The organism is Lactococcus sp. S-13 (assembly GCF_004210295.1).
GTDB lineage: Bacteria > Bacillota > Bacilli > Lactobacillales > Streptococcaceae > Lactococcus.
In genome coordinates, this window is sequence record NZ_SDAK01000001.1 from 267668 (window position 1) to 290618 (window position 22951).

The following is a 22951-nucleotide window of genomic DNA, read 5'->3' on the forward strand; positions in this document are numbered from 1 at the left end:
TTAAGCTTTAACCTCGGCAATCACCTCAATCTCCACCAAAGCTCCTTTAGGAAGCCCTGCTACGCCAACTGCAGAACGAGCAGGAAACTTCGTTCCAAAAGCTTGAGCATAAACTTCATTAAATTTAGCAAACTCATCAATATGAGCCAAAAAACAAGTGGTTTTAATAACATGGTCAAAATCAGAATTTCCAGCCTTTAGCAAAGCAGCAATATTTTTCATCACTTGCTCTGTTTGAAGCTCAATCGTTTCCCCCACCAACTCGCCACTGATAGGATCTAAGGCAATTTGTCCTGAAGCATATAACACTCCATTAACAATTTTACCTTGAACATAAGGCCCTATTGCCTTCGGTGCATCTTCCGTAGAAATAATTTCCATTAAAGTTTCCTTTCTATTTTAATAATCAAAGTATGTGTTTATTCCGCAATATCAATATCTTTTTTAAGTTCCTCAATATCAAGGTCAGCAAATAAAAACTTACGATCTTGCACAGGGAAAGACTGATTAAGCTGGTCAATTGCCCCAATCTCAACCTTACCATTTTCCATAACAAAATCCAAAACGTGCCCCCCGAAAGTATGATCGTCGCTGATAAAATGAAGATGATAACCAGCCACACTCACTCCGTGAAACATTTTAGGCGTCCAAATTCCAACAATTGTTCCTTGTACATTTTCTTCAAAATACTCAGGTTGATGCTGCGACACATCAACAAATTTTGTGCCCTCTTTAGCACGAGGGATCATTCTTACATGAATTTTTGAGAATAGACCTTCAATCTTAATTGAACGAAATAAATTTTGACCGTCAAAATAACTTTCCATACGCTCTTCAAGCTCTTTATCAGTAGCCGCAAAGCGTTGTTTAAAAGTTACCTCTGCTCGGTGATGGACAACAGCAGCATAGGGCACACGCACATCTTCTTCAAGCTCAGTAATCGTTTTATCTCCCTTAGCCTGATAAGCCTTTCCATCAAGAATAATTAGCTCACCATCAATCGAATCTAAAGTTCCGATTCCCAAATCGCCATGTTTTAATAGTTCACCAATGGTCATTGTACCCTCGTAAAGCCCCGACATCAAAGCCCCTAGAGTATTATATTGAAAAAGTTGCGTAATTTCTGACATATAATTTCCCCTTTTTTAACTAAAAGATTATCTGTTTCAATTATAGCAAAAAGCACCTACTTTTTGTATAACCACCTCCTAAGTAATGTACTTGCTGATATCTTTATTTTTTTGATCCCCCTTTAATTTTGGTATTTTCTTATTTTTATAATTTTTTCTTCCAGATGAAAGTGCCATTATTATACCTTTTCATCGATTTCATCGTTATACCATACCATGATATATTTTTTTAATTGAGAATCTATACTAGCTTCAATATAATATCTTGCAAAAAAATAAAAGCAATTATTTCTAATTGACTTTTGTTTTTTTGCTCTTAGAAACTATTTAGCAAGTCCATTATAAATTTGATCCAAATTCCATTTCATCATCCGGTAATAGCTGTCACCATTTTCTCCTTTTTTTGCCACTGAATCTGTAAAAATTGTTGAATAGATTGGAATTCCTGTATCCTTAGAGATTGTTTTCATTGGTCGACTATCAACACTGCTTTCCACAAAAAGGGATTTGAGTTCAGTAGCTCTTAACTTTCTAACTAAAGTTTTTATTTGGTCTGGTGTACCTTCTTCCTCAGTATTGATCTCCCAGATGTAAGCAGATGGAATATTGTAAGCTTTAGAAAAATATTTAAAACATCCCTCACTTGTTACAATCACCTTTTTATTTTCAGGTATTAAAGAAAATTTAGATTTCGCTTGCTGATCAAGATTAGATAATTTTTTAACGTATTTATCTAAATTATTTTTATAAAAATCCTTATTAGCTGAATCTTTTTTAGATAACTGTTGTTCAATATTTTTTGCATAAATAATCCCATTCTCTAAATTGAGCCAAGCGTGTGGATCTTCTTTTCCTTCAGTGTTCTTTCCTTCAAGATAAATGACATCAACTCCAGTACTTACAGGAAAATAGTCAGTATTTTCTTTTTTATTTGCATTATTTACTAGTTTTGTAAACCAGGCATTTCCACCTGTTTCCAAGTTTAAACCATTATAAAATATTAAATCTGCTCGAGAAGTTTTTTGAACATCTACAGGCAATGGCTCGTATTCATGCGGATTTTTTCCAACGGGAACTATACTATGCAAGTTAATTTTATCCTCAGCAATATTTTTTGTAATATCTGCCAAAATAGAGTTAGTCACAACCACATTTAATTTTTTATCTGTTACTTGGTCTGTTTTTTTATTTGAACAACCTACTAGAAAAACGATAGCACCTAGTGCTATAAAAGTTATCAATATATTTTTATGTTTTTTGATCATCAATTTTAACTTTCTTTTTTATAAAATTTTGTTTTGGTGAAACTAAAAAACTAATTGCAAAAATAACAGCTGAAGTAATAACAATGCTTGAACCAACAGCAATATTAAAGCTATAACCTATAAATAAACCTAAAACGGAAGAACTTGCCCCTATTGATGAAGAAAGAATTATCATTTTCTTCAAGCTATTAGTATATAAATATGCTGTTGCCGCTGGCGTAATTAACATGGCAACGATTAAAATAGTTCCCACACTTTGCATTGCAGTTACGGATACTAGCGTCAATAGAACCATCAAAAGGTAGTGATAAAAATTAACACTCATTCCAATTGCTTTTGCCATCAATGGATCAAATGATGTGATTAAAAGCTCCTTGAAAAATAGAACAATGGCTAGTAGGACAGCTACCGACACACCTATTGTTAACCATTTATCAATATCTTGTACTGCTAAAATATTACCAAAAAGGATATGGAATAAATCCGTCGAGCTGTTGGCAATTCCAATTAAAATAACTCCTAAAGCTAGAAAGGAACTAAATGTAATTCCGATTGCAGTATCTCCTTTAATAATACTGTTGTTTTTTATGAAAGTAATAATTACTGATGATAGTAATCCAAAAATGATTGCCCCTACAAAGAAATTTATTCCTAAAATATAGGAGATAGCAACACCAGGAAGTACTGCATGGGAAATAGCATCACCCATCAAGGACATTCCTCTTAAAATGATGAAACAACCCACCGCTCCTGAAACTATACCTATTACAACTGCTGTAACTAAAGCGTTTTGTAAAAAATGAAACTCATATAAACCATTTATAAAATTCTGTATCATTTGATTCCTAATCTCCTATAAAAATATTATCTCCGTATGCTGCTTTTAAATTTTGGGGATTGAAACTATCTTTTATTGGTCCATATGAGATTAATTCTCTATTCAAAATAATGATATCATCAAAATATTCGTTTACTTTGCTTAAGTCATGGTGCACAATTAATATCGTTTTCCCTTGATTTTTCAAATCTTTAAGAATATCAATGATAATTCTTTCACTTATTGAATCAATTCCCACGAAAGGTTCATCTAAAAATATAAAATCTGCTTCTTGAACTAGACATCGTGCTAATAAAACCCTTTGAAACTGTCCACCAGAAAGCTCACCTATTTGTCTATTTTCGTAATCTAATAAATTAACTTTATCTAATGCTTTAGATACTCTTGACCATTCATTAATCCCAAGCTTCTGAAATAGCTTTAAGCTCGTATAAGTTCCAAGTGATACGCACTCCTTTACCTTGATAGGAAAAGTTGGATCAATATCACTTTTCTGTTCTACATAAGCTATATTTTTTAATTGTTTTCTACTCTCTTCACCATTTATTAGTGTTTCCCCAGTATGAGGAATAACGTTAAGAATAGCCTTAATCAGTGTTGATTTACCCGCACCGTTTGGCCCGATAATTCCAGTAATTTTGCCGGGTTTCACTTTTAATCTAATATCTGATAATACTTTGATTTCATTATAAAATACATTTATACCATTAATGTTTATCATTGCTTCTTCCTTAAAGTGTGATATGCTAAATAACATATGAAAATTAAATAGCACTTCTAAACAAATTATAGCATTGACTAATTTTATAATCAATATATTTCATGTAAGCTATCAATAACTTAACCTGAATAATATATCATAAAAAATATCTATCTTTATTCTGATAATTTTATATTACAAAAAATTAATTGGTTTTTTAAGAGATTCAGTATACCCTTCATTTTTCGGATGCTCTTATTGTCTAGATATTAGGAGGAGCTTTACTCTGGAGCTATGCTATAATATTTTCAATCAGCATTAAAAAGGAATTCTTTTTATGGGAGAAATCAAGCATATGGCGACGAATTAAGACGAATTAAAAAGTCTGTTTGACCATTACCTTGAAGGTAAAACTCAAACAGACTTCTGCCGTGACTAGGGTGTCTCCGGTGCTGCACTTTTTAAATGGGTCATCGGTCAGACAATTCTATCCTCGCTACATTTTTCTATTATCTATCCATTATTTATTTTATTTGCTTATAAATCTAAAAAAAATGGTTTTTATATTTTACACAAGGAGTTCATAAAGGCTTTCATTACCATGCAAGTTCACATAATGCGTATCAAATTCCTCAATCCGTTCAATTAAAGCATCGTAATCATTACGGTCAGCCAACAAAACTCCAACTAAGCATGGGCCTTTTCCCTTATCTGCACGCTTAATATACTCGAAACGTGTGATGTCATCATTTGGGCCTAAAATATCACTGACAAAAGTTCTTAAGGCTCCCGGTCTTTGAGGAAAGTTAATGACAAAATAATGTTTTAGACCTTCATAAACCAAAGCACGTTCTTCAATTTCTTGCATTCGACTAATATCATTATTTCCACCGCTCACAATGCAAACAATATTTTTACCTTTAATTTCATCTTTGATAAGTTCAAGAGCGGCCACTGATGTTGCACCAGCAGGCTCAGCAACAATCCCTAACTTAGAATATAACTCTAAAATCGTCTGTGAAATTAATCCTTCATCAACAGAAAGCAAACGCTTTACTTTATCCTTGATGAGGTGGTAAGTCTTTTGTCCTGCTGTTGCTACAGCAATTCCATCTGCGAATTTATCGATGTGTTCTAAAGTCACGGGATGACCAGAGGCAAAAGCCGCTTTCATGCTAGTTGCTCCTTTAGCTTCTACGCCAACTATTTCCGCTTTTGGGAAGCACTCAGAAGCATAAGCTGTAATACCAGCAATTAAGCCCCCTCCTCCGATTTGGACAAGAACTTGATCAATATCGATATTAAGCGCTTTGGACTGATCAAAAATTTCTAGTGCAACTGTTCCTTGCCCAGCAATAACATGGTCATTATCAAAAGGGTCAATGAATGGCTTTTTCTCCTTGCTAGAAAAAAGCTTAGCAGCCTGCGCAGATTCATCGAAAGTATCGCCAATTAAACGGATGTCCACATGATCTCCACCAAAAAAGCGAACTTGTGATATTTTTTGGTTTGGAGTTGTAACAGGCATAAAAATTGTAGCCCCGATATTTAGCTGGTTCGCAGCAAAAGCGACGCCCTGAGCGTGATTTCCCGCGCTTGCACAAACTACACCTTGTTTTCTTTGCTCACTACTCAATTGACTAATAGAATAATATGCTCCACGAAGTTTGAAAGAACGTACACGTTGCAAGTTTTCTTCTTTTAGATATATATTTGCTTGGTATTTTTCTGATAAATAAGGATCAAACTGCAAAGGCGTTTTTACAACAATTGTTTTGAGCACTTCATAAGCTTGTTTAACATCTTTTGCTGATACCATTTAAAAACCTCCTAGAAAAACGGCACAAAAGTACCGTCGCTTTTTATTTTTTAGTATCCAAAATCTATTACTGATAGATTTTAAAGGCATCGTCATCACCAGATTGTGTGAATGGCATTGCTTTACGTAGTTCTGCCCCAATTTTTTCAATTTCAAGATTTTTAGCAGCTTCGCGATAGGCTGTTAATTTTGGACGGCCCGCTTTGAAGTCATCAACGAAATCTTGAGCAAATTTTCCAGATTGAATATCAGCCAAAACAAGCTTCATATTCTTTTTAACTTCGTCAGTAATAATCCGTGGACCAGTCACATAATCGCCAAACTCAGCAGTATTTGAGATGGATTGACGCATTTTAGTAAAACCACCTTCATACATGAGGTCAACAATCAATTTCATTTCGTGTAAAACTTCAAAGTAAGCCAATTCGCCAGCGTATCCAGCTTCTGTCAGTGTTTCAAAACCGGCTTCAACAAGTGCTGTCAAACCTCCACATAGAACAGCTTGTTCCCCAAACAAATCTTCTTCAGTTTCTTCTTTAAAGGTTGTTTCGATAATTCCCACTCGAGCACAACCAATTCCTTTGGCCCAATCCATTGCGATTTCACGTGCATGACCACTTGCATTTTGGTGGGAAACAAACAAAGCTGGCGTACCAAAACCTTCAGTATAAGTCCGACGGACAAGGTGACCTGGAGCCTTAGGTGCAACCATAAAGACGTCAACATCTTCTGGTACTTTAATATAGCCAAAATGGATATTAAATCCGTGAGCAAAACCAAGGGCTGAACCCGCTTTTAAGTTTGGTTTGATGTCCTCTTCATAAATGGATTGTTGAAGTTCATCTGGCGCCAAAACCATAATAACATCAGCTTTAGCTACTGCTTCTCCTACTTCAAATGTTTCAAAGCCATCTTCTTTTGCTTTATCAAAAGATTTTCCGTGGCGCACACCAATGATAACGTTGTGACCAGAATCACGCAAATTCTGTGCGTGAGCATGTCCTTGTGAACCATAACCGATTACCGCAATTTGCTTTCCAGCAAGTGCTGATACTTCTACATCATCTTCATAATACATTGTAACTGCCATTTTTGTTTCCTCTATTTTTTCTATTTATTTGTTAACTTATTTAAATTTAGCCACGCTCGAAGCCTGCACTACCTGTCCGAGCCATATTTAGAATGCCATAAGGACTAACAACATCAATAAGTGCTTCGATTTTTGCTGAATCACCCGTTAATTGAATGGTGACATTTTCCAGGTTGACATCAACCACATTTACTCTAAAAGGTTCAATCATTGTAAAAATTTCTGCCCTAATGGTCGGTGGAGCTGATACTTTAATCAAGACGACTTCACGTTCTACATGAGGCAAATCTGTAATATCAGCTACTTCAATCACATCTATTAAGCGATTTAATTGTTTAATGATTTGTTCTACTTCATCAAGATGATCAACTTCAATAACAAAAGTGGTATGAGTTAAGTCTTGACTTTCAGTAACCCCAGCGGTAATTGAGAGAATATTCACTTGCCTCCGATTGAGAACGGCGGTAAATCGATTCATAATTCCTGTCACATTATGAAGTTTTGCGATAATCATTCTACGCATTATCTACCTCCTCATTCTCATCAGTAAAATGAAGTCCAATCATTTCGTCATTGTGTAATCCAGCTGGTATCATTGGTAAAACATGTTCAGATTTTGAAATTAGAACTTCAATAAGCATTGGCTCATCTTCTGTAATAATTTTTAAATCATCAGCCAAAGTTTTTGGATTATCTAACTTAACATGTTTGATGCCATAAGCTTCGGCTAACAATTGAAAATTGGGTTCAACATCAAAAACGGATTGTGAACGTCGCTCTTCATAGAATGATTCTTGCCATTGACGTACCATTCCCAATGAATGATTATTAATCAGAACAACTTTGATTGCAATACCGTAGCCATTAAGTAATGCTAATTCTTGATTAGTCATTTGAAAGCCACCATCGCCAACAAAAACAATGACATTTTTATTTGGCTGTGCCAGCTTTGCACCGATTGCTGCAGGAATGCCAAAGCCCATTGTCCCCATTCCCCCAGAAGTAATAAGCTGCCTTGCATTTTTATAAGGATAATATTGCGCCACCCACATTTGATGTTGCCCAACATCGGTCACAATGATTGCGTCTCCTTGAGTGTATTCTCCAATTAATTTAATTGTTTCCTGTGGACGGATATCATGGTTTTGGGGCTCATAAGTAAATGGTACTTTCTCTTTATTTTCAATGACAGTTTTAATCCAATCATTAAAGTCAGTCTTGACCTTATTTAATTGCAAAAGTCTGCTTAAAGCCACTTTCAAATCAGAAAGGATTGGAATATCAGTTTTTACAATTTTGCCAAGTTCAGCAGCGTCAATATCAATATGAGCAACGACAGCATTTTTAGCAAATTTTGCAGGATTGGATACAACTCTATCGTCAAAACGTGATCCCAAATTAATAATATAGTCAGCCTCAACTAAAGCCATATTTGCAGCGTATGAACCGTGCATCCCTGCCATTCCTAATTGCAAATCATGGCTGATTGGTAATGTTCCTAAGCCAAGTAGTGTAGAAACAACTGGAATTTGATATTTTTCGACAAATGCTCTGAAAATATCAACTGATCCAGAATAATTAATTCCTCCGCCAGCAATAATGACTGGTTTTTTACTGACAGAAAGTTGCGTCAGTAATTCTTGTAATTGCTCATCAGTCGCTTCTTCACTTGCGTGATAATGGGGAAGATTCAAACTTGGATCATTAATTTCAGTGACTTCAAGAGTTGAAACATCTTTTGGTAAATCAATTTCTACTGGTCCAGGACGTCCTGTCCTTGCCAAATAATAGGCTTCTGTAACAATTCTTGGAATATCTGCGGTTTCCCTAATTTGATAATTATATTTTGTAATTGGGGCTGTAATTCCAACAGTATCTGCTTCTTGAAAAGCATCTTTACCAATTGACTGACGGCCAACTTGACCTGTGAAAACTAACAATGGGACTGAATCAAGATAAGCGTCAGCAATCCCGGTTACTGCATTAGTCGCCCCCGGCCCAGATGTAACAACGACGACACCAACTTTACCAGACGATTTAGCGTAACCTTCAGCCTCATGCGTTGCTCCTTGCTCATGACGGGCTAAAATATGTTGAATTCCTTCAAAATTATGAATCGCATCATACAAGGGGAGCATGGCCCCACCAGGATAACCAAAAATAATTTCTACTCCAAGTTCTTTTAAGGTTTGGAGAACAAGTTGGGAACCGGAAGTAGGTTTTTCTAACTTTATTTTTTTCATTCAAACCTTTTTATAAATCTGTAACGCAACCTTCACTAGCGGGGCGTGTAAGTTTGGCAAATTTTGCAAGAACACCACGCGTTGCTTTAGGGGCTGGTTTTTGATAATTGGCACGTCGTTTAGCAATTTCTTCATCAGAAACTTTTAAACTAATACTATTATTCACCGCATCAATTTCGATAATATCATCATCTTCAACTAAACCAATCAACCCACCTTCAACTGCTTCAGGGACGATATGACCCACAACAAAGCCGTGTGTGCCGCCAGAAAATCTTCCGTCAGTAATGAGGGCACAAGATTTTCCAAGTCCTGCTCCAATTAATGCTGAAGTTGGTTTTAACATCTCTGGCATTCCCGGACCTCCGACTGGGCCAATATTTCTAATGACCGCAACATCACCAGCATGCAATCGGCCAGACTCAATGCCATCGATAAAGTGTTGTTCTCCATCAAAAACACGAGCAGTTCCTTTGAAAAATTCGCCTTCTTTACCAGAAATTTTTGCAACAGAACCTCCTTGGGCAAGATTACCGTACAAAATTTGTAAATGTCCAGTTGCTTTAATTGGATTTTTTAGCGGTCGCATAATATCTTGACTGTCAAAGTCCAAATCTAATGCTGTTTCAACATTTTCAGCCAAAGTTTTACCTGTGACGGTCAAACAATCACCGTGAAGTTTGCCTTCTTTAAGTAGGTATTTCAAAACAGCAGGAAGGCCACCAATCTTGTGCAAATCTTCCATCATATATTTTCCGCTCGGTTTGAAATCGCCAAGAACAGGGGTAATATCTGAAATTCGTTGGAAATCATCTTGCGTAATTTCTACACCTATAGCATTTGCCATTGCAATGATATGAAGCACAGCATTGGTTGAACCTCCAAGGACCATGACAATTGTTATGGCATTTTCAAAAGCTTCTTTGGTCATGATATCACTTGGTTTAATATCTTTTTCTAATAAATTTTTGATGGCTGAACCAATTTCATCACACTCTTCTTGTTTTTCTTGACTGATTGCTGGATTGGAAGAGGAATAAGGTAAACTCATTCCTAAAGTTTCAATAGCAGCAGCCAGGGTATTAGCAGTGTACATTCCTCCACAAGCACCTTGTCCTGGAATGGCATTGCAAATGACGCCATGATAATCTTCATCAGAAATATTCCCAGTGATTTTTTGTCCCAGAGCTTCAAAGGCCGAAACAATATTTAATTTTTCACCTTTATATTCGCCATGTTCAATCGTTCCGCCATAGACCATAATTGACGGACGATTTAAGCGAGCCAGTCCGATAATTGAACCTGGCATATTTTTATCACAACCAGGAATGGCAACGATGGCGTCATAATATTCAGCACCAGCGTTGGTTTCGATGCTGTCAGCAATAACTTCACGACTGACTAAAGAGTATCTCATGCCAAGCTTTCCGTTGGCAATTCCATCAGAAACTCCAATTGTATGAAATTGAAGTCCAATCAATCCGTCAGTTTGGTTGACAGAACTTTTGATTTTACTCCCAAGTGTTCCCAAGTGCATATTACATGAATTTCCGTCCCAATCCATGCTGACGATTCCGACCTGAGCTTTTTTGAAATCCTCATCTTTAAAACCAATGCCGTAGTACATCGCTTGAGTCGCTGGCTGTGTTGGATCTTGCGTCAATGTTTTAGAATATTTATTGAGTTCAATAGTTTCCGTATTACCGTTATATTTAAATTCCATTTTATAATGACCCTCTTCAAAAATTTTTAATATCCACATTTTAACAATAAAAAACAAAAAAATCAATAATTTTTCATACAATTCAAACCAATTTTAAATCTTTTCTTTTATTGTGTAGGGATAACGAATATTTTATGAGCTATTCGGTGAAGTTCCACAGCTCGTTCGTAGAAATCAGATAAAACTTCTTTAGTGAGGAGTTGATTTTTATCTCCTTGTTTAACAATTGTCCCTTTTCTTAATAATAGGAGGTGGCTAAAGTCATCTGTAATTTCATCAGAATGATGCGTAATATAAATTACCGTCGGCGAGTTATCTAGCACGATAATATGATGCAAGTGTGACAAGAATTTCTCTTTTGCAAATAAGTCTAAACCATTTGTAGCTTCATCTAAAATCAGGATATCGGGTTGTAAAATCAAACTACGAGCAATAAGTAAAATTTGTTTCTCACCTTGAGATAAACTTCCATAAGCTCTTCCAATTAGCGCTTCCGCCCCAATTGTTCTCAAAAGTTCTCTGGCCTCATCAAGCTCCTTATCAGTATAGAATTTATAGAGCATACTAGAATTGAATTTCCCTGTGTACACTACATTTTCAGATTTTATAGTTGATGTGAAACGCTCAGCGATATAGGATCCTACTACGCTCACTCGTCGTCTCAATTTTGGAATTTCTCCCTTGCCAAATTCCGTTCCTAAAACAGAAATTGAGCCTTTAGTTTTCCATTCTTCAGCTAAGATAAGTTTGAGTAAACTTGTCTTTCCTGAACCGTTCAAACCCAATATTGCCCAATGTTCTCCTTGGTTGACTTGCCAGCTTATATTCGATAAAATTTGTCTTTTATTTCGGATCAAATCAACATTTTTAAAATCAATAATAGTCATAAACTCCTCAAATTTTCTTTTTGTTTCATCCAATTTCTCCTCTAGTTAGAGCCTTGTAGGAGAAAGGGTTAATTTATTGTTTTCAATTATAATACTCTTAATATTTGGAATTGTCAATAAAATAACAGTATATTTATATGCGAATAAAAAACCCTCTGTTTTAATCAGAGGGTTTTTGTTAATCTAAAGTATTGATAATTTTTTCTAAGTCGCCTAATGCTCGTTCAGCAACTTTCGTGTACCGTTCTTTTTTATCACGAATACGTGGACCTTCCAATTCCCCAACAATACCAAAAGTAACATTCATTGGTTGGAAATGTTTGCTATCTGTGTGAGTAATGTAGTAAGGTAAGCTTCCGATAGCAGTTGTACGTGGAAAAATAACATCTTCCTGTTCGTTAAAAAGGCGAACAGCATTGATTCCTGCCACTAAGCCAGAAGCCGCAGATTCTACGTATCCCTCTACTCCTGTCATTTGACCCGCAAAAAATAGATTTTCTTGTTTACGAGATTGGAAAGTTTGTTTTAGGAGATTAGGAGAATCCATATAAGAGTTGCGGTGCATTACACCATAACGTACAAACTCAGCATTTTCCAAACCTGGAATCATTTGGAAGACGCGTTTTTGCTCACCCCATTTGAGATGTGTTTGGAAGCCAACGATGTTATATAGTGATGCTGAGGCATTATCTTGACGGAGTTGAACAACAGCATAAGGTGTTCTAAACTCACCATCTCTTGGTCCATTATAATCTTCAGGATATTCAAGTCCAACTGGTTTCATTGGACCGAACAACATTGTCTTATAACCACGTTTTGCCATTTCTTCAATTGGCATACACCCTTCAAAAACTTTCATGTCTTCGAAGGAATTGAGTGGTGCTTCTTCTGCTGAAATCAAAGCTTCCTGAAAAGCCTGAAATTCTTCCTTTGTCATCGGACAATTGATATAATCTGCTTCTCCCTTGTCGTAGCGTGATTTTTTATAAACCTTATTGAAATTAATAGAATTAGCATCGATAATCGGCGCTGCGGCATCGTAAAAATAAAAACCATCGCCACCGTTTAATTCATGGATTTTAGCTGCGAGAGCATCCGAAGTCAAAGGCCCTGTCGCAATAATTGTAATTTCATCCTGAGGAATTTCGGTAATTTCTCCACGATTGATTTCAATCAATGGATGGTTAGAGATACGTTCAGTAATAAAATCAGCAAACCCCTCTCTATCTACAGCCAAAGCTCCACCTGCAGGTACTTGAGTGGCTTGTGCTGCTTGAATAATCACTGAATCCAAACGCTTCATCTCTTCTTTTAAAAGTCCAACAGCATTAGTAATGGCTGCACCGCGCAGAGAATTTGAACAAACTAATTCTGCAAATTTGTCTGTTTTATGCTGCGGAGTCGGTTTTACTCCACGCATCTCGTACAATTTGACGGGGATGCCACGTTTTGCAATCTGATAAGCTGCTTCAGAGCCTGCAAGGCCTGCTCCAATAACATTGATGTGTGTTTTTTTCATTCTCTTATTATACCATACACTATTCAGCAATATTTATTTTGAACTCTTATTGTCAAGATTAGTTTAATTTTTTTAAAATGGGAAACAGTAAAAAAACCATAGATAATCCTATGGTTTTCACATTCAAAATTCTTTAGGGTGCAATTCGTTTCCTTGCCGCTCTTTTTCGACCCAATTCAATCTTGGCTTCTTTTTGTTTGCTTGGGTTAATTATTTTTGCTTTGACTCCAAGAGCTGTTGCAGCGAGTCCTAGTAAGATGACTGCATTTCCGGCAGCGAAACCTTTAATAAAAGTGTGTTTCATCTGATTTTCCTCCTTTTTGTTCCTGTTACTACTATTTTACCACTAAATATAATAATCAAATAGTGATTTGAATACTAATTTTATTCCAAACTCAGAAACAACTACTTCTTATTTATTTTTGAAGATGAAATGGATAGCTCTACCTTCTCCTGTTAAAAAGTGTTGTCATTTCTCAGGGAGCGAGGAAGAAAAGTACGGATATCATCGGAATTATAGCCAACTAATAGTTTATGGTCATCAAAGATAATAGGTTGCCTGAGTAATTGAGGATTTTGATAAATGAGTTTTATCATTTCGTTAAAGCTTAAGTCATCTAAACTGACTTCTTCTTCAACATGGAGGTAGACTTTCTTAGCTTTCTTTTTGGAAACTAAAATATCTTCAAATCCATTCGAAAGCTGAAGAATTTTTCGTAAGTCCTTTTTGTCTATTCCAGTTGTATCTTTGAGTTTAAAGGGGATATGGTAATGTTCCATGAATTTGATGGCTTGCCTTGTGGATACGGATCCAGCTTTTGCTCTGTAAATTGTAATCATATTTTTATTTCTTTTTTATACTATATGTTGTAGAAGTGTTAAAAACGTTAGTTAATTATACAATTTAATTGGATTCTTTGCAATAACTTTTGAGTTTTTATATTGATAAATTCTTAGAAAATAATATTATGTTTTATTTGAGCCTGGCATAGAAAGATATAAAAAAATAATTCGACCACTACGAATTATTTTTTATATTCTATCTTGAAGCAAGGCCTTTTGGAAAAGGTTAAATTATTTTAACGAGAGGAACTATTTTTAAAATGAGCAAGGTTGAAACACTAAATATTGATATCTATTTTTGTTTTTCTTCTTGATAATCACATTCTTCGTTGGAACAAATAACTTGTTTCCCACCACCACGTACTTTCTTTTCAACGAGAAAATGTCCTGATTTTGGACAATCACGTCCGATTGGTTTGTCCCAACTTGTAAATTCGCACTCTGGGTACCGATCGCAACCGTAGAAAAGTCGATTTTTCTTAGTTTTTCGTTCAATAATATTACCCTCGTGACAAAGTGGGCATTTCACACCAATCTCTTTCACAATTGCTTTGGTATTGCGACAGTCAGGAAAGTTGCTACAAGCATAGAATTTCCCAAAGCGGCCGAGTTTGATTACCATTGGATTTCCGCAAACATCACAGTCAAAACCTGCTGGCTCATCTTTGATTTGGATTTTTTCCATGCCTTCTTCAGCTTTTTCAAGTTCAATTGCAAATGGTTTATAAAATTGATCAACGACTTCAATCCATTGACGTTTTCCTTCTTCAACTTCGTCAAGATCTTTTTCCATCTCTGCAGTAAATTCTGAATTAACGATATTTGGGAAAAATTCTACGATGAGTTTATTTACAATTTCGCCAAGTTCTGTAGGTTCAAAGCGCTTGGCTACCAGCCTTACATAATATCTTTTCTGTATAGTTTCTAAAGTTGGAGCGTATGTTGAAGGACGTCCTACTCCATTTTCCTCCAAAGTCTTAATCAAGGTAGCTTCTGAATAGCGGGCTGGTGGCTGAGTAAAATGTTGCTCAGGTTTGATATTTGATTTTTTGACTATTTCATTTTCTACCATTTCTGGCAACATATTTGATTTATCAGAGTCATTGTAAATTACTAAATAACCATCAAATTTTACCTGAGAACCATTGGCAATAAAAACAACACCGTTTTGCGATAGAGTAACTTTCACAGTATCAAAAATTGCAGGAACCATTTGGCTAGCAACAAAGCGATTCCAAATAAGTGTATAAAGCTTCAATTGATCTTTATCTAAATATTTGGCAATTAATTCTGGGGTGTTAAATACATTTGAAGGACGAATAGCTTCATGGGCGTCTTGAGCACCGGCTGCATTTTTTACTTTTGAACCATGTTTACTATATTTTTCACCAAATTTTTCAGAAATAAAATCATGTGCAGTACTTTGTGCAACGGGTGAAATTCGTGTTGAGTCTGTCCGCATATATGTAATTAACCCTTGATGGCCTTGACTTCCAAGTGTCAAACCTTCATAAAGCTGTTGGGCAACCATCATCGTTTTGCGGGTACGGAAATTAATTTTATTTGCAGCATCCTGTTGCATCGAACTTGTTGTATAAGGCAGAGGAGCGTTTCTACGACGTTCTTTCTTTTCAACTTTGTCAACATTAAAATCTGGTCCATCCAAACGTTCCATGACTTCGATTACGTCTTGATTCGTTTTTAAAGGACGTTTTTTCCCATCAACTCCCCAAAATGCGGCTTTGAATTTTTTAGTCCCTTTTTTAAATTCACCATCAATGGTCCAATATTCTTCAGGGATAAAGCTATTGATTTCATTTTCACGGTCAACAATCAATTTGAGGGCAATGGATTGAACTCGTCCTGCCGAAAGTCCTTTTTTAACTTTTTTCCAAAGAATAGGACTGATTGAATAACCTACTAGACGGTCAAGAACACGGCGTGCTTGTTGAGCATCGACAAGATCAACATCAATTTGACGAGGCTCCTTAAATGCATTTTTGACCGCATCTTTAGTGATTTCATTGAAAACCACTCGATTTCTTTCTTCAAGTGGAAGATTTAAAATATGGGCTAAATGCCATGAAATAGCTTCGCCCTCTCGGTCCGGGTCACTTGCGAGATAGACAGCTTTTGCAGCTTTGGCTTCTTTTTTAAGAGAGTTGATTAGCGGTGCTTTTCCACGAATATTGATATATTGTGGCTCATAATTATTTTCAATATCAACCGACATAGTTGATTTTTTGAGATCTCGGATATGTCCAACCGAGGCGACAACTTTATAATTGCGACCTAAATATTTTTCGATTGTCTTAGCCTTAGCTGGTGATTCAACAATAACAAGATTTTTTCCCGGTGTAATCTTTTTCCGAGTTGTTTTTTTCTTAGTTGTTGTTGTTTTTATTTTATTTTCAGTAGTAGTTGGCATATTTTTGTCCTAATATCATAGTTTAGTTTGAACTCTAACTTACCAAATGGAACTTAATCAAGGCAAATTGTGAGAATCAAAGCAATAATTTCTGAGATTTTTTGTTCAGGTGATTATTGGATACTCTCTCATGATAAAGACTTTTTGATAATATGTCAAGCTATTTCGTTTTCTTATAGGAAAACTTGATATATTTTGACTACGCAAAAAGTATGAGCAACGTTATATAACGGGCTTTGAAGACAATTTATTGATAAAAATATTCTTCTAAGATATCTTGTGCCTGATAGACTAGTTTGGCTCCTTGTTGAATCAGATGATGACAACCATCCGAGTAACCTTCAGTGATATTGCCAGGAATAGCAAAAACGTCTCTCCCTTCTTCAAGAGCACGCTCGCTGGTAATCAAACTGCCACTGCGCAACTTTGCTTCAACAACAACCACACCACGTGAAAGACCAGCGATGATTCGATTACGTTCGGGGAAGTGGTATTTAAGTGGTTTTTCTCCCGGAGAATATTCTGTGATAATCAATTCTTTTTGAGCCATATACTCTTGGAGCTTACGATTTTCCGCAGGATAAAAAACATCCAGACCACTTCCGATAACTGCAATAGTGGGTGTTTGGCTTTTTATTGCTGAAATATGACTGGCTGCGTCAATGCCCTTCGCAAGTCCACTGACTATAATAAAACTTTGCTTGAGTTCTTTTATAATTTTTTGAACGGATAGAATACCTGACGAACTAGATGCACGACTACCCACAAAAGCAAGTTTAGGATATTTTAGTAATTCGATATTTCCTTGATAAAAAAGTAATGCAGGGGGATTGTAAATCTGGCGAAGACGATCCGGGTAAGCACTGTCAAGTATAGAAATTGATGAAAATTTTTTGTAGTTTTCCCGCAATTTTTTTACATCTTGACTTTTGTACTGTTCAATAAAATCAGCAACTGATTTCACTTGCGCGATTTGTGCCATTTGACGCAGAGTAAGTTTTGTCTGGTGTTTTGTATAAAATTTTAAAAGTTTATTTACACCAAGATTAGTCATTCCTGCATTTTTCCAGCGATATAAATCAAAATTTGTAATCATTGTTCCTCCAAGATACTGCCTGACAAATACGTCAGTGATTTCTCTATTCTTCTCATACTTCTATACGTTAAAAAATTGCTTTTGTAACTAGAAAATTTACTGACGAAATGTTTTTTTAATTCCGTCAGCAAATTCTCTATAATTTGTTCAAAAAAACACAAGCTTTATCTTTGCATTTCAAGGTATTAAAAGGTTAAATTAAAAGAGATTTCGTTGTAATCAATAGACTTAAGGAGAATTTCATGACTCAAGAGTATCGAGTTTTATTATATTACCACTATGTCCCAATCGAAAATGGGGCCCTTTTTGCGCAACAACATTTAGCAGACTGCAAAGCATTAGGGCTAAAAGGACGAATTTTAATCGCTGACGAAGGCATAAATGGGACTTTATCGGGAACTATTGAACAAACAGACGCCTATATTCGCTTACTGAAATCTGATTCTCGTTTCGCTTCAACTGTTTTTAAAATCGATGAAACTGATCAACACGCGTTCAAAAAAATGCACGTTCGTTATCGTGCTGAGCTCGTTAATTTAAATCTGGAAAATGATATTGATCCTTTAAAGCTAACAGGTACTTATCTCACTCCAACAGAATTTCGACAAGGACTGCTCGATGAAAATACTATTGTTATTGACGCTCGAAATGATTATGAATTTGATTTAGGACATTTTCGTGGTGCTATTCGACCGGACATCAAAAATTTTCGGGACCTCCCCCAATGGGTTCAGGATCATAAAGAAGAGTTTATGGAGAAACGCATCCTAACCTATTGCACAGGTGGAATTCGGTGTGAAAAATTCTCAGGTTGGCTAGTTCGAGAAGGTTTTAAAGATGTCGGCCAGCTCCACGGTGGAATTGCAACTTATGGCAAGGATTCTGAAGTTCAAGGGGATTTGTGGGATGGACAAATGTATGTTTTTGATAGCCGAATCGCTGTCCCCATCAACCAAAAAGAAAAAGTAATTGTCGGTCGAGATTGGTTTGACGGAACACCTTGTGAACGTTACATCAATTGTGCAAATCCAGAGTGTAATCGGCAACTCCTTGCTTCTGAAGAAAATGAAGCACAATATCTTGGTGCTTGCTCATATGAGTGTCGTATTCATCCCAAAAATCGCTATATTCAAAGCCATCATCTATCCACGGATGAAATCAACGCTCGACTTGAACATAAAAAAGCCTTTTAAGGCTTTTTTATTAAAGAATATTTTCAACTTGCATTTTTGAAAAAAGAGCTAGCTCAGTAAAACCGCTTGATTTGATTAAATTTTGGGCTAAAGTCCAACTTATCCAATCACGTTTTGCAAGATGACTATCTGTTCCTAGAGTAATCCATTTTCCACCACAATTTTTGTAGGTTTCAATAAGAAATTGATAGAATTTTTGTGTCTCAGGATATTGGAACAAGCGAGTGTTCACTTCTAATGCCTTATTTTTATCACTAAGCACCTGAAGAATTTGATGAATTAACTCGGAAAACTCATCAAATTGAATGAATTTATCCGCATAAGGGCCGTACCGTGCAACATAATCCAAATGTCCAAGTGCATTAAAACAGTCAAAGTTTTGGACACAAGCCAGCACAGCCTCTAAGTATTCTAAATGTGCTTGTTTTTTCGATTTATTTGTGTAGTAAGATGTATCATCATAAACTTCAATATCATTGATTTCATGCACAGAACCAATCACAAAATCATAGGCCGAGTTACTAACAAAATCCTCAATTTCCTGCTTAAAGCGCAAATCCAAGCCTATTTCTAAACCAATTTTTACCATGATTTGTCCCGAAAACTCAGCTTGCAGAGCACTCAACTCTTGAAAATAAGCCGGAACATCCAAGTCAAACGCCATATCAGGAAAATAAAAATCGCGATGTTCAGTAAAGCAAATTTCGTCAAGCCCATATTTTAATGCTTCTAAAATATGAGTACGTGGATTTTCCTGACTATCTGCTGAAAAATAAGAATGCAAATGATAATCTACTTTTTTCATCTAATCAGCCGTCCTTGTATGAAATTCTTTTTTATTTTGTGATTTTTGATGACGTTCTCGAAGTTTATCTTTTACTTCTTCAAGGGTCACACCATAGATATTTCCTAAAACAAACAGATGATAAAGTAAATCTGCCATTTCCCCAATAAGTTCTTCCTTGTCTGGGTTTTTACTAGCAATAATAACTTCACTTGCTTCCTCTCCAACCTTTTTGAGGACTTTATCAATTCCCTGGTCAAGTAAATAATTTGTATAAGACTTTTCAATGGGAGATAATCTGCGATTTTCAACCATGTCTTCAAGTGCTTGAAAAATATCGCGTTCGTCAAATGATTTTACTTCATTAAAGAAACAAGAATATGCTCCAGTATGACAAGCATTCCCGATTTGTTCTACAAAAATAAGCAAAGTATCTTGATCACAATCCAGCCGGATTCCCTTGATTTTTTGAAAATGTCCAGACTCTTCACCTTTGTGCCAAAGTTTTTGACGAGAACGTGAATAAAACCACGTCTCTCCTGTCTCAAGCATTTTTTCATAAGCTTCTTCGTTAGTATAAGCAAGCATAAGGACTTGCTGGGTGCGATAATCTTGCACAATTACTGGAATGAGGATTTGTTTTTCAAAATCTGGTTTCATAATGTCTCTTTCTATTTATTTTACATAAATAATATTATGTGAACTTTTATAAATGACGTGCAGGTATCTGCTCCTTAATCAATGCATCTTTAACTTCCTTGACGGTCGCTTCTCCATAGTGAAATAAACTTGCGACCAATGCGGCATCACTCTTGGTCTCTTTAAAAACATCAACAATATCTGAAATTGAGCCACAACCGCCGCTCGCTATTACAGGAATATTGACCGCCTGACATACGGCGTTTAGCATGGCGATGTCATATCCAGATTTTGTTCCGTCCTTATCCATAGAAGTTAGAAGAATTTCTCCAGCACCAAGTCGTTCACATTCAATGACCCACTCAATTAAATCAAGTCCGGTATTTTCCCTTCCTCCTTTGATATACACATCATAACCGCCGTCAGATCGCTGCTTTGCATCAATCGCAACAACAACGCATTGAACCCCAAATTCTTGAGCAGCTTCTGTGATAAGTTGAGGATTGGCAATCGCTGAGCTATTTATAGAAACCTTATCTGCCCCATTTTGTAAAATTTTCCTAAAATCATCAAGAGAACGAATTCCTCCTCCGACTGTCAAGGGAATTGAGAGTTCACGTGCGGCACGTCCAATCAATCCCACTATAATATCACGCGCTTCAAAACTTGCTGTAATATCCAGAAAAACAATTTCATCAGCACATTGTTGCTCATAGAGTTTCGCTAACTCTACAGGGTCACCAATTTCTTGTAAGCCAACAAAATTGATACCCTTAACTACCTTACCATTTTTGATATCTAAGCAAGGAATGATTCGTTTAGTCAACATTTTCAAACTCCTTTTGTAGATCTAATTTTCCTTCATAAAAGGCCTTGCCAACAATAATGCCTGAAAAGTTTGATAGACGAGCCCTTTTAATATCTGCACTATTTTTTACTCCTCCCGAAACAATAAACTCTAGTTTTGTTTCTTGGGCAATTTGATCATAAAGAGTAAAATTCGGACCAGTTAATGTCCCATCTTTAGAAATATCTGTAATAACTGTTTTGCTCACTCCCAAATGTTCAAGTTCCTTTAAAAAATCTAAATACGGAATTTGGCTCGTTTTTAACCAACCTGATGTTGAAACGAAGCCATCTTTAATGTCCACTCCGACGATGATTTTTTTCGCTCCATAACGCATAAGGGCGGCACTGAGAAATTGAGTATCTAATGCGGCAGTTCCTAAAATCACGCGATCAAGCTTGAGCTCCTCAAGATAGAAAGCAATTGTTTCAAGCGTTCGTATCCCACCGCCTATTTCAATTTTTAAATGGGTTAACTGCTTAATTTTTTCTATAGTCGCTTGATTTTCTGGTCGTCCTGATTTTGCACCGTCCAAATCTACCAGATGTAAGTAATTTGCTCCGAACTTTTCAAACTTTTGAGCAAGTTCTTCTGGTTGTCGGCTATAAATTGTTTTCTTTTCATAATCTCCTTTGTAAAGTCTTACCGCCTCACCGTTTTGTAAATCAATTGCAGGAATAATTTCCATTATTTTTGCTCCTCTAATTCTTCTAAAAAAGCTTTTAAGATTTTTTGACCAATAAGCCCACTCTTTTCAGGATGAAACTGACAACCAATTATTTTTCCATGGCCAACAATCGCAGGAATCTTTGCCTCACCATATTCAACATAAGCAATCAACTCTTGAGGATTTACAAAAGCTTGATAGGAATGAACAAAATAAACTTCATCATCCATCTCTAAATATTTTGTGATTGGATTATTTTGAGTAATCTTTAGCTGATTCCACCCCATATGAGGCAGTTTCTCATTTGTTTTAATTGGACGGATTTCACCAGGTAAAAGCCCTAAGCCTTTGGTTTCCCCCATCTCGAAACCCATCTCGAATAAAACCTGCATTCCTAAACATATCCCTAAAATTGGAATTCCAGCTTCTGCTCTTTCTTTTAAGAGATCAATCAGCTGAAAACTTTCTAAATTTTTCATTGCAATAGGAAAAGCACCAACCCCAGGGAGAACGAGTGCTGTAGCCTCCTTGATAAGCGAAATATCTCGTGAAATAATGACTTCTTGACCCAAGCGCTCAAAAGCTGCTTGGACGCTTTGTAAATTTCCCACATTATAGTCAACAATTACAATCATTTACAATATTCCTTTCGATGAGGGAATTAAATCAATCTTATCTTTATCAATGCTAACAGCCATCTTTAGAGCACGCGCAGTTGATTTGAACATTCCTTCAATGATATGATGAGTATTCTGACCATAATGCTCGTTCAAATGGAGTGTAATTCCAGCATTGAAAGCTAAAGCTCGGAAAAATTCTCCAGTCATTTCAGTATCATAACCCCCAAGTTTAGGATTGGTCGATACATCAGCATTAAAGACAAGAAAAGGACGACCGCTAATATCCAAATCACAGGTCACCAAAGCTTCATCCATTGGGACTGTAAAACTACCATAACGGCGAATTCCTAGCCTCTCTCCCAATGCTTCATTGATACACTTCCCAATAGCAATCGCGACATCTTCAATAACATGGTGAGAATCCATGCCTAAAGTTTCATGATCTCCGTGAGCCACCAGAGAAAGGTCAAAATCACTATGAAAAGCAAGTAAGGTGAGCATATGATCTAGAAATCCAATATTTGTTGAAATGTCTGCTTTACCTGTCCCATCAAGATTAAGCTCAAGGCTAATTTGAGTTTCTTTAGTTTGACGATTTAAGCTTGCTGTACGCATTTTAA

General features: G+C 36.1%; 23 protein-coding genes. 1 reads left to right on the forward strand and 22 read right to left on the reverse strand.

From position 1 onward, the window contains the following. The 16 genes from EQJ87_RS01380 to dprA all read right to left on the reverse strand — a co-directional run bounded on the left by EQJ87_RS01380 (nucleotide 1) and on the right by dprA (nucleotide 17581). The gene (locus EQJ87_RS01380; protein WP_130123000.1) at nucleotides 1-381 is read right to left on the reverse strand and encodes a RidA family protein; all 381 of its coding nucleotides are present in this window, start codon (nucleotides 379-381) and stop codon (nucleotides 1-3) included. Nucleotides 382-419: 38 nt separating this feature from the next. Continuing rightward, nucleotides 420-1130 (reverse strand): acetolactate decarboxylase, encoded by a 711-nt coding sequence (budA, locus tag EQJ87_RS01385; protein WP_130123001.1) that lies wholly within the window; start codon nucleotides 1128-1130, stop codon nucleotides 420-422. A 323-nt stretch (nucleotides 1131-1453) separates the two neighbouring features. Beyond that, nucleotides 1454-2395, reverse strand: coding sequence for a metal ABC transporter substrate-binding protein (locus tag EQJ87_RS01390; RefSeq protein WP_305034251.1), 942 nt, complete (start codon nucleotides 2393-2395; stop codon nucleotides 1454-1456). Continuing rightward, entirely contained in the window at nucleotides 2379-3233 is an 855-nt protein-coding gene (locus EQJ87_RS01395; RefSeq protein ID WP_130123002.1) for a metal ABC transporter permease, read from the reverse strand. The genes EQJ87_RS01390 and EQJ87_RS01395 overlap by 17 nt, the downstream gene beginning before the upstream one ends. Before the next feature lie 7 nt (nucleotides 3234-3240). Next, entirely contained in the window at nucleotides 3241-3954 is a 714-nt protein-coding gene (locus EQJ87_RS01400) for a metal ABC transporter ATP-binding protein (RefSeq protein ID WP_130123003.1), read from the reverse strand. Between the two features lie 547 nt (nucleotides 3955-4501). Beyond that, entirely contained in the window at nucleotides 4502-5752 is a 1251-nt protein-coding gene (gene ilvA, locus EQJ87_RS01405; protein ID WP_130123004.1) for a threonine ammonia-lyase IlvA, read from the reverse strand. Between the two features lie 67 nt (nucleotides 5753-5819). Further along, nucleotides 5820-6842 carry a ketol-acid reductoisomerase gene (gene ilvC, locus EQJ87_RS01410; RefSeq protein WP_017864494.1) on the reverse strand — a complete coding sequence of 341 codons (1023 nt, stop codon included), beginning with the start codon at nucleotides 6840-6842 and terminating at the stop codon, nucleotides 5820-5822. A 46-nt stretch (nucleotides 6843-6888) separates the two neighbouring features. Next, nucleotides 6889-7365 (reverse strand): acetolactate synthase small subunit, encoded by a 477-nt coding sequence (gene ilvN / locus EQJ87_RS01415; RefSeq protein WP_010905839.1) that lies wholly within the window; start codon nucleotides 7363-7365, stop codon nucleotides 6889-6891. Next, complete coding sequence (locus EQJ87_RS01420) at nucleotides 7358-9085, reverse strand: acetolactate synthase large subunit (protein ID WP_130123005.1); 1728 nt, start codon at nucleotides 9083-9085, stop codon at nucleotides 7358-7360. Before EQJ87_RS01420 ends, ilvN begins: the two co-directional genes overlap by 8 nt. A 10-nt stretch (nucleotides 9086-9095) precedes the next feature. Next, nucleotides 9096-10808, reverse strand: a complete 1713-nt coding sequence (ilvD, locus tag EQJ87_RS01425) for a dihydroxy-acid dehydratase (RefSeq protein ID WP_130123006.1) — start codon at nucleotides 10806-10808, stop codon at nucleotides 9096-9098. A 107-nt stretch (nucleotides 10809-10915) separates the two neighbouring features. Continuing rightward, on the reverse strand, nucleotides 10916-11695 hold the full coding sequence (locus EQJ87_RS01430) for an ABC transporter ATP-binding protein (RefSeq protein WP_130124559.1): 780 nt from the start codon (nucleotides 11693-11695) through the stop codon (nucleotides 10916-10918). A gap of 178 nt (nucleotides 11696-11873) precedes the next feature. Further along, nucleotides 11874-13214, reverse strand: a complete 1341-nt coding sequence (trmFO, locus tag EQJ87_RS01435) for a methylenetetrahydrofolate--tRNA-(uracil(54)-C(5))-methyltransferase (FADH(2)-oxidizing) TrmFO (RefSeq protein ID WP_130123007.1) — start codon at nucleotides 13212-13214, stop codon at nucleotides 11874-11876. A 133-nt stretch (nucleotides 13215-13347) separates the two neighbouring features. Further along, a complete protein-coding gene (locus tag EQJ87_RS01440; protein WP_130123008.1) occupies nucleotides 13348-13518 on the reverse strand; it encodes a DUF3042 family protein in 171 nt (56 codons plus the stop codon). 152 nt (nucleotides 13519-13670) lie between these two features. Beyond that, a complete protein-coding gene (locus tag EQJ87_RS01445; protein WP_130123009.1) occupies nucleotides 13671-14054 on the reverse strand; it encodes an ArsC/Spx/MgsR family protein in 384 nt (127 codons plus the stop codon). 295 nt (nucleotides 14055-14349) lie between these two features. Next, complete coding sequence (gene topA, locus EQJ87_RS01450) at nucleotides 14350-16485, reverse strand: type I DNA topoisomerase (RefSeq protein WP_130123010.1); 2136 nt, start codon at nucleotides 16483-16485, stop codon at nucleotides 14350-14352. A 247-nt stretch (nucleotides 16486-16732) separates the two neighbouring features. Beyond that, entirely contained in the window at nucleotides 16733-17581 is an 849-nt protein-coding gene (dprA, locus tag EQJ87_RS01455; protein ID WP_130123011.1) for a DNA-processing protein DprA, read from the reverse strand. Between the two features lie 242 nt (nucleotides 17582-17823). On the opposite strand from dprA, the gene trhO reads away from it, so the two are divergent. After that, the gene (gene trhO / locus EQJ87_RS01460) at nucleotides 17824-18774 is read left to right on the forward strand and encodes an oxygen-dependent tRNA uridine(34) hydroxylase TrhO (RefSeq protein WP_130123012.1); all 951 of its coding nucleotides are present in this window, start codon (nucleotides 17824-17826) and stop codon (nucleotides 18772-18774) included. 10 nt (nucleotides 18775-18784) lie between these two features. On the opposite strand, the gene EQJ87_RS01465 is transcribed toward trhO, so the two are convergent. Genes EQJ87_RS01465 through hisB form a run of 6 tightly spaced genes read right to left on the reverse strand, consistent with a single transcriptional unit; the run spans nucleotide 18785 to nucleotide 22946 of the window. Continuing rightward, nucleotides 18785-19579: a histidinol-phosphatase HisJ family protein gene (locus EQJ87_RS01465; RefSeq protein ID WP_130123013.1), complete on the reverse strand. Its 795-nt coding sequence runs from the start codon at nucleotides 19577-19579 to the stop codon at nucleotides 18785-18787. Then, nucleotides 19580-20218 (reverse strand): bifunctional phosphoribosyl-AMP cyclohydrolase/phosphoribosyl-ATP diphosphatase HisIE, encoded by a 639-nt coding sequence (hisIE, locus tag EQJ87_RS01470; RefSeq protein ID WP_130123014.1) that lies wholly within the window; start codon nucleotides 20216-20218, stop codon nucleotides 19580-19582. 46 nt (nucleotides 20219-20264) lie between these two features. Next, the gene (gene hisF / locus EQJ87_RS01475) at nucleotides 20265-21026 is read right to left on the reverse strand and encodes an imidazole glycerol phosphate synthase subunit HisF (protein ID WP_130123015.1); all 762 of its coding nucleotides are present in this window, start codon (nucleotides 21024-21026) and stop codon (nucleotides 20265-20267) included. Next, a complete protein-coding gene (gene hisA, locus EQJ87_RS01480) occupies nucleotides 21016-21732 on the reverse strand; it encodes a 1-(5-phosphoribosyl)-5-[(5-phosphoribosylamino)methylideneamino]imidazole-4-carboxamide isomerase (RefSeq protein WP_130123016.1) in 717 nt (238 codons plus the stop codon). Before hisA ends, hisF begins: the two co-directional genes overlap by 11 nt. Continuing rightward, entirely contained in the window at nucleotides 21732-22346 is a 615-nt protein-coding gene (hisH, locus tag EQJ87_RS01485; RefSeq protein WP_130123017.1) for an imidazole glycerol phosphate synthase subunit HisH, read from the reverse strand. Before hisH ends, hisA begins: the two co-directional genes overlap by 1 nt. Further along, on the reverse strand, nucleotides 22347-22946 hold the full coding sequence (gene hisB / locus EQJ87_RS01490) for an imidazoleglycerol-phosphate dehydratase HisB (RefSeq protein WP_130123018.1): 600 nt from the start codon (nucleotides 22944-22946) through the stop codon (nucleotides 22347-22349). Nucleotides 22947-22951: the final 5 nt, after the last annotated feature.